Genomic DNA, 6,105 nt, shown 5'->3' on the forward strand with positions numbered 1-6,105 from the left:
TATTGAGCAGCATTACTCTTGATGGGCATTTTTCAACAAATCATTTACCGTTTTAACTGGATTAAAAGTAAGCAAAGGAACTTCTATAAAAATAGTTAACCAATTAGCCATCGCACCATTCCATAGTCCTGGCAATTCATACCCTCTAATATTTATTCCAGAAGTAGTCTTTTTTACCAAAAAACCACTATTGTTGTTAATGAATTTAGTCAAATCGAATTTTTCATTCTTATAGTTCTTGATCCCGCATACTAAATCAACCGGATTAAAATGAGTCGCACTATTCAAAATACTACTTTGATTGCTATCGTTTAAATCTATCTGAGATGTTTCTACTATTTGCAATGACACTTTATCATTTTCGTCTTTTACCCAGAATGGTCCTCCGCCAGCTTCTCCTTCATTTTTAACCATTCCGCATACTCGTATCGGTCTATCTAAGGTGTTTTTAATAGCTGTAATTTGATTTTCAAATGTAAAAGAACCAAAATTTTCAGGCAATTTTACATTTAATTTATCATCTAAAAAAGCAGCTATTTCAGCCACTTTATTAGCATCTATTTCACCAGAGTCTATTATGTTTAAATAGTCAAAAACTTGACTTTGCACTTCTAATAAAACCCCTGCTAACCCCTTTTTATACAAGGCTATTGCATCATTATTATGCAAGATTACATTATCAATATTCTTGATAAAAATAATATCTGCGTCTAGCGCATTAAGATTTTCAATTAAAGCACCGTGTCCACCTGGTCTAAAAACTAAATCCCCTTTATTGTTTCTAAAAACAGCATTCGTTTCTTCTACAGCAATAGTATCAGTACTTTTTTTCTGATAGGAGTATGAAATATCTACTGAGTTTTTTGTCTCTGTCTCAACTCTTTCTAAAGTCTTTTTAATGATTTCTTGAAAGTCAGACTGATGCTCTTTTGAAACTGTAAAATGAAGATTTGATTTTCCGTTTGAACTAGCGTAATAACCGCACTCATACAAATGTTCTTCTATAGGAGAAGCGATATTTGCATAATATTTATGAAAAGGCAAAATCCCTTTTGGTTTATTAGCGAAATCAAAATATTGAGGATCTAATATCATTTTTATAAAACAATAATTTTTATAATCTCTATCTAGCCTGTCAAAACCTGGGTAAACTTTCTTTAACTGTTCATCAATCGTCTTAAAAAAAGCAAACTTATTCATACCCACAATAAACACTGCCAGATCAGTGTCTTTTTTTCTATTGATGTAGGCGTTTATTGTCTCTTCTCCAATTTTAAAATCAGACAAAAAGACCGACAAAAATTTAAACATTCTACTAGCAGCACCTGAGGCAGGAACAAACTTTAGTAATTTGAACTTCGATTTCTCTTGATCAAAAAAAGCGGCTTTTTCTGAAAATTCTTTTTCTGAAAATTTTACGATTCCCTTATTGAATGTAGCAGCTGAAATTAGTTGCATTTTAGGAATTCCGTTTTTAAAAATCGCTAATTGCCTTTTGATATTTTCGACTGGTATTCCATGCTGATAAATTTGAACAAAATCAAGCGAAGACAGACCCATTTCTTTGACCTTTGTCAAATCATCAATAATTGAAATTGCTTTTTCCAGTCGGAGATTCTTATCACCAGAAAGTGTTATAAATGGTTTGTTGTTTTCAATCAATGATTTTTTAAACAACCCAAAAACAGCATCTCGCCCTTCGGCCCTATCTCTTAAATCATCTTTTTCCCATGGCACATCAATGTCCGTAAGAAAAAACAAATCATATTTATGTTCTTGGGCAGCTTTATCTAATGCAGGGTCACAGTAGTTGTAATATACTTCTGAGAAAACCTTAGTCACCATTAAATTTGTATCGCAAAACAAATACTTATCAGCAACTGACTGGCCGTGATTTTCTAATTTAGTTTGACCGTAAGCAATGGGCAGCATATCATCAATATCGCAAATTTGCTGCTTTTCATCCCATTTTTCTTGCAAATAGTCCCTTGCAAATTCGGGAACCCAAGCCGTTTTATAATGATCGGCAAGTTGAATCGCTAAAGTTGTTTTCCCAGTACTTTCTGGTCCAAACATGGCAATTTTTATAATTGCAGATTGCTCTTGTTTAAGATTTTTCTCCATTCTAAATAGGCTGAAATAGCTAAAATTGTAAAAATTAAATATTGTAACGATAACATCCCCAATCCGCGATAAGCATACAAAGGTGTTACTATTAGATCCCCAATAATCCAAAGGGTCCAGTTTTCTATTTTTTTATTAGCCATGTACCACATCGCGGTAAAAAATATTCCGGAGGCGATAATATCAATATAATTGTCTGTGTTTATTTGATAATCAAAAACCTTATAAATACCGAAAACTACAAAAATTGTAATAAAAAACAATCCTATACCTATTATTTTTTCTTTGGTATTGGTTCTTGTAATTGGTAGATTGTCGCTGTCTTCTGTTTTTCGAGACCATTTATACCAGCCATAAATACTCATTATGGTAAAATACCCATTAATCATCATATCCCCTAGATAACCCGCAATAAAAAGAAGGTATACTGAAATTATTGTCGCAACTAATCCGGTGGGATATACTAAAATATTTTCCTGTCTGGCGTACCACACACTTAAAATCCCGAATACAAAGGCGATGAACTCCAATATAATGTGGGCTGTAGAAACATCTTTGTATGCGTTTAGAAAAAACTCAATCATTCTTTATTTTCGATTAGGTGTTGTTTAGCCGCTTCAAAGAAATCAAAATCTCTTTCAAAAGCAGTTCCTATGACTACTACATCAGCTCCAGAATCATAGGCATTTTTAATTCCGAGTAAATCTACAATTCCGCCACCAACAATTAAAGGTATTTCAGTGTTTTTAGAGATTAAATCAATCATTTCAAGAGGAACTGCCTGTTTTGCACCGCTTCCTGCTTCAAGATAAATTAATTTACTACCTAGCATCTCGCCCGCCTGGGCCGTTGCAAGTACCAAATCTAAATTGTTTCTATCCAAGGGTTTCGTTTGACTTACTCGTTCTACTGCAGTTTCGTTTCCACCATCTACTAAAATATACCCTGTTGAAATAATCTCGAGCTGAGTTTGTTTTAGAATTGGCGCTGCTTTTACCTGATGTCCTATTAAATAATCTGAATTCCTTCCTGATATCAAGGACAAGAACAAAATCGCATCGGCTTCTTTTGAAATCTGTGATGGATTACCCGGAAAAAGTACCATCGGCAAATTGATTTTATGTTTTAATCGAATAATTAATTCATCAATTCTATTAGTTTCTACAAGGCTTCCGCCAATAAAAACATGGGTTGCCGGAGATTGATTGATTTTCGAAATTAGATTGTCTAAATTTTCCCAAACGATCTTGTCTGGATCAAGAAGAATAGCCAGTAACTTACGTTTTTCTGACTTCGCCTGACGCATCTGATCATATATAGTACTATCTTTATTTCTCATAATGAACGTAAAAGTAAAAGTTTTTTGAAAACGAGTACTACTTTGACAAAGTATTTCTTTGTTTTAGAACTCTAAAATGCAACATAAACAAAACCATGATTGAAATAGAATTACTTGAAAAATATGATGCAGTACGAAAGCGATACAAAAAGTCGGAAATTATTTTTGAGATAGACCATCTGGCTACGCACTACTATCAAATTACTTCAGGAGCCGTAAAAATGAATAATTATAATGATGAAGGTCGGGAGTTTATTCAAGGTATTTTTTATGCCAATCAGAGTTTTGGCGAACCTCCTTTATTCTTAGACCGAACGTATCCTGCTAATGCCGAAGCAGTAGAAGATTCTGAATTGCTCTGCATCTCAAAAAACAATTTTCTGAAATTAATCAATGAAAACCCCTCGGTTTCTATTAAAATAATTGAGGTTTTAGCACAACGTCTGCATTACAAATCGGTTATGGCAGCCGAGATTTCGACTCATGATTCTGAACACCGACTCCTGCAATTATTTGATTATTCGATTTCATATCTTAATTTCAAAAAAGATGAAAACGGATATGCTATTGATTTGACGCGACAACAAATTGGGGACTTAACAGGCCTTCGAGTAGAGACTGTTATCCGAACTATTAAAACATTAGAAAAAAAAGGAGAATTGAAAATCATCAATCGAAAAGTATATCGCTAATTGTGCCCTTATGACCTATGTCATAAATAATTGAAGTGAAGTGGTGGTAAATTTGTCACAACAAAAAATTCAATTATCATGACACTATACAAAAACACATTAGCAGATTTTAACACCAATTTTATTGGTTTCGCAACATTAATTATTATTGGACAAAGTTGTCTCGGCGCTATTGCCGCCATGAATATTCTTAAAAACGGAACAAGCGTGCTACAAATGGTGCAGTTAGCGGTTGTTGTATTGATTTGCATGCTTGTAAACACATCAATTCTAGCACAAATGACTCATAAAACCATCCTAAACCTTACTATTAGCAGTGTATTTTTAAGTGTTATATTAATTTTTCTTAACGTTATTATTTTCTAATGAAAAAACTAATTGAAAACCGAGAAGACCTCTCACTATTAGTTCATACTTTTTACAATAAAATAAGAGCTGATGAAGAAATTGCTTTTTATTTTAACGATATGATTCAAGACTGGGACGAACATCTAGAAAAACTAACTGATTTTTGGGAGATGAATCTTTTTGGCGGTAAAATGTACAAAGGCGATCCGTTGAAAGCTCACGTAAAAGTTGACGAACATTTTGGAGGAAAAATAGGCCCGAACGAATTTGGAATCTGGTTGAACTATTGGGCGCAAACTTTAGATGAACTTTTTGAAGGCGAAAATGTTGACATTCTGAAACGTAGAGCCAGAAAAATGGGGACTTTTATCTATATGGGAATGTTTAAAAGCAGAAGTTAGGGCGGTTTTTATTTAATAAAGCCATATAAGTTTATTTGCTTTACGTGGCTTTTTTACTTTATTGATGTTTAAAGTAATTTAAACATTTAAGAAATATAAGATCATATAAGTTTTGTGGAAATTAGAATTTTGAAAAGCGTAGCTACACTCTCTTAGTTCTTTTTTCTAACCTCTATTCCCCACTCTCTTTCTGAAAAGCATAAACAAGTCCAAAACCTTCAATTTCTTCATAAAACAATTCAAAATCGATAACTATACCATCAAAATGAAGTTCAGCCTTCGCTTTAATATCATCTAAACGAAAAGCTTGTACTTTAATATGGTCTTTAAAACTGATTCCTTTTTCGTTTCGGATTTTAAAAATGGCTTCTTTAGCTCCCCAAATGACAGTAAGTTTTTTAACGTAGGCGTCTAAATCATTTTTATCCAAATAGACAAACTCTTCATCGACGAACTTATCGGCAATACGGATTATTTTATCTCGTTGCAATTCGATATCGATTCCTACTGTTTCATCACTCACAATAATGGCCGAAAAATTATGGGAATGGGTAATGGAAATGTATTTGTCATCTTTGAGGTGCGGTTTCCCCAATTCATCATAGTACAAATCAAAATCAGTATAACCGGCTGTTTGCAATAGTTTGCGAACACTTAGAAAACCACGTTGATGCATTTCTGACTTCATTCCTTCAAGGCGAATACAGTTTTTCTCGTTTAGTTGCACTTCGTTGTTTAATTGCTCAAAGGACTCAGTGATTTCCCAAACGAAAATTTGTGTTGTGGAACTAAAGTGTATCGTTTTGTGTAAAGGCATGGTATTTACTTGATTTCATAGCCCCGATGGAAACAGCATCCTTTTTATCTTGCAAATAGTTTCTGGTTACCAAAACAAGTTCCAGATAAAAAGATATAGTGAACAGCGGGATTAGCTCCTGAAAATGAAGCTAAAGGGTATTTTAATTATTATTTTACTGATTTTTAAAAGATTACACTATTAAACAATTCATAAATATAAGCGAATCCTTTTTAAATCATAAGTTATTCCGTAAATTTGCAAAAAAATACAATACAAATATACTATAAATGAGTACTACAACTATGCCTTTTGTGGCTTTCAAAGTAAAAGATATCTCTCTAGCGGCCTGGGGAAGAAAAGAAATTGAATTAGCAGAAGCTGAAATGCCAGGTTTAATGGCAC

8 protein-coding genes are annotated in these 6,105 nt (G+C 33.3%); 4 read left to right on the forward strand and 4 right to left on the reverse strand.

Annotated elements, in window-relative coordinates; translation table 11 throughout:
- Positions 1–12 precede the first annotated feature (12 nt).
- Genes AAC069_RS02880 through AAC069_RS02890 form a run of 3 tightly spaced genes read right to left on the reverse strand, consistent with a single transcriptional unit; the run spans position 13 to position 3,463 of the window.
- The gene (locus AAC069_RS02880) at positions 13–2,124 is read right to left on the reverse strand and encodes a DUF4301 family protein (RefSeq protein WP_339919004.1); all 2,112 of its coding nucleotides are present in this window, start codon (positions 2,122–2,124) and stop codon (positions 13–15) included.
- Entirely contained in the window at positions 2,085–2,708 is a 624-nt protein-coding gene (pnuC, locus tag AAC069_RS02885) for a nicotinamide riboside transporter PnuC (protein WP_339919005.1), read from the reverse strand. Before pnuC ends, AAC069_RS02880 begins: the two co-directional genes overlap by 40 nt.
- Positions 2,705–3,463 carry a geranylgeranylglyceryl/heptaprenylglyceryl phosphate synthase gene (locus tag AAC069_RS02890; protein WP_339919006.1) on the reverse strand — a complete coding sequence of 253 codons (759 nt, stop codon included), beginning with the start codon at positions 3,461–3,463 and terminating at the stop codon, positions 2,705–2,707. Before AAC069_RS02890 ends, pnuC begins: the two co-directional genes overlap by 4 nt.
- Positions 3,464–3,558: 95 nt before the next feature.
- Between AAC069_RS02890 and AAC069_RS02895 the strand changes: the two genes are divergently transcribed.
- The 3 genes from AAC069_RS02895 (at position 3,559) to AAC069_RS02905 (ending at position 4,904) form a co-directional block, all read left to right on the forward strand.
- Positions 3,559–4,155: a Crp/Fnr family transcriptional regulator gene (locus tag AAC069_RS02895; RefSeq protein WP_339919007.1), complete on the forward strand. Its 597-nt coding sequence runs from the start codon at positions 3,559–3,561 to the stop codon at positions 4,153–4,155.
- 78 nt (positions 4,156–4,233) lie between these two features.
- The gene (locus tag AAC069_RS02900) at positions 4,234–4,521 is read left to right on the forward strand and encodes a hypothetical protein (protein WP_339919008.1); all 288 of its coding nucleotides are present in this window, start codon (positions 4,234–4,236) and stop codon (positions 4,519–4,521) included.
- Complete coding sequence (locus AAC069_RS02905) at positions 4,521–4,904, forward strand: group III truncated hemoglobin (RefSeq protein WP_339919009.1); 384 nt, start codon at positions 4,521–4,523, stop codon at positions 4,902–4,904. Before AAC069_RS02900 ends, AAC069_RS02905 begins: the two co-directional genes overlap by 1 nt.
- A gap of 172 nt (positions 4,905–5,076) precedes the next feature.
- Here the strand turns inward: AAC069_RS02905 and AAC069_RS02910 are convergent, their stop codons facing one another.
- Positions 5,077–5,721, reverse strand: coding sequence for a 4'-phosphopantetheinyl transferase superfamily protein (locus tag AAC069_RS02910; RefSeq protein ID WP_339919010.1), 645 nt, complete (start codon positions 5,719–5,721; stop codon positions 5,077–5,079).
- 269 nt (positions 5,722–5,990) lie between these two features.
- On the opposite strand from AAC069_RS02910, the gene AAC069_RS02915 reads away from it, so the two are divergent.
- On the forward strand, positions 5,991–6,105 hold a 115-nt coding region (locus tag AAC069_RS02915; RefSeq protein ID WP_339919022.1), incomplete at its 3' end, for an adenosylhomocysteinase.

Source organism: uncultured Flavobacterium sp. (genome assembly GCF_963974175.1).
Lineage (GTDB): Bacteria > Bacteroidota > Bacteroidia > Flavobacteriales > Flavobacteriaceae > Flavobacterium.

Excerpts from the sequence above, each read along its gene's own strand:
- AAC069_RS02905 (WP_339919009.1), top strand. The coding sequence starts at position 4,521 with ATGAAAAAACTAATTGAAAACCGAGAAGACCTCTCACTATTAGTTCAT.
- pnuC (WP_339919005.1), bottom strand. The coding sequence starts at position 2,708 with ATGATTGAGTTTTTTCTAAACGCATACAAAGATGTTTCTACAGCCCAC.
- AAC069_RS02910 (WP_339919010.1), bottom strand. The coding sequence starts at position 5,721 with ATGCCTTTACACAAAACGATACACTTTAGTTCCACAACACAAATTTTC.
- AAC069_RS02890 (WP_339919006.1), bottom strand. The coding sequence starts at position 3,463 with ATGAGAAATAAAGATAGTACTATATATGATCAGATGCGTCAGGCGAAG.
- AAC069_RS02880 (WP_339919004.1), bottom strand. The coding sequence starts at position 2,124 with ATGGAGAAAAATCTTAAACAAGAGCAATCTGCAATTATAAAAATTGCC.
- AAC069_RS02900 (WP_339919008.1), top strand. The coding sequence starts at position 4,234 with ATGACACTATACAAAAACACATTAGCAGATTTTAACACCAATTTTATT.
- AAC069_RS02895 (WP_339919007.1), top strand. The coding sequence starts at position 3,559 with ATGATTGAAATAGAATTACTTGAAAAATATGATGCAGTACGAAAGCGA.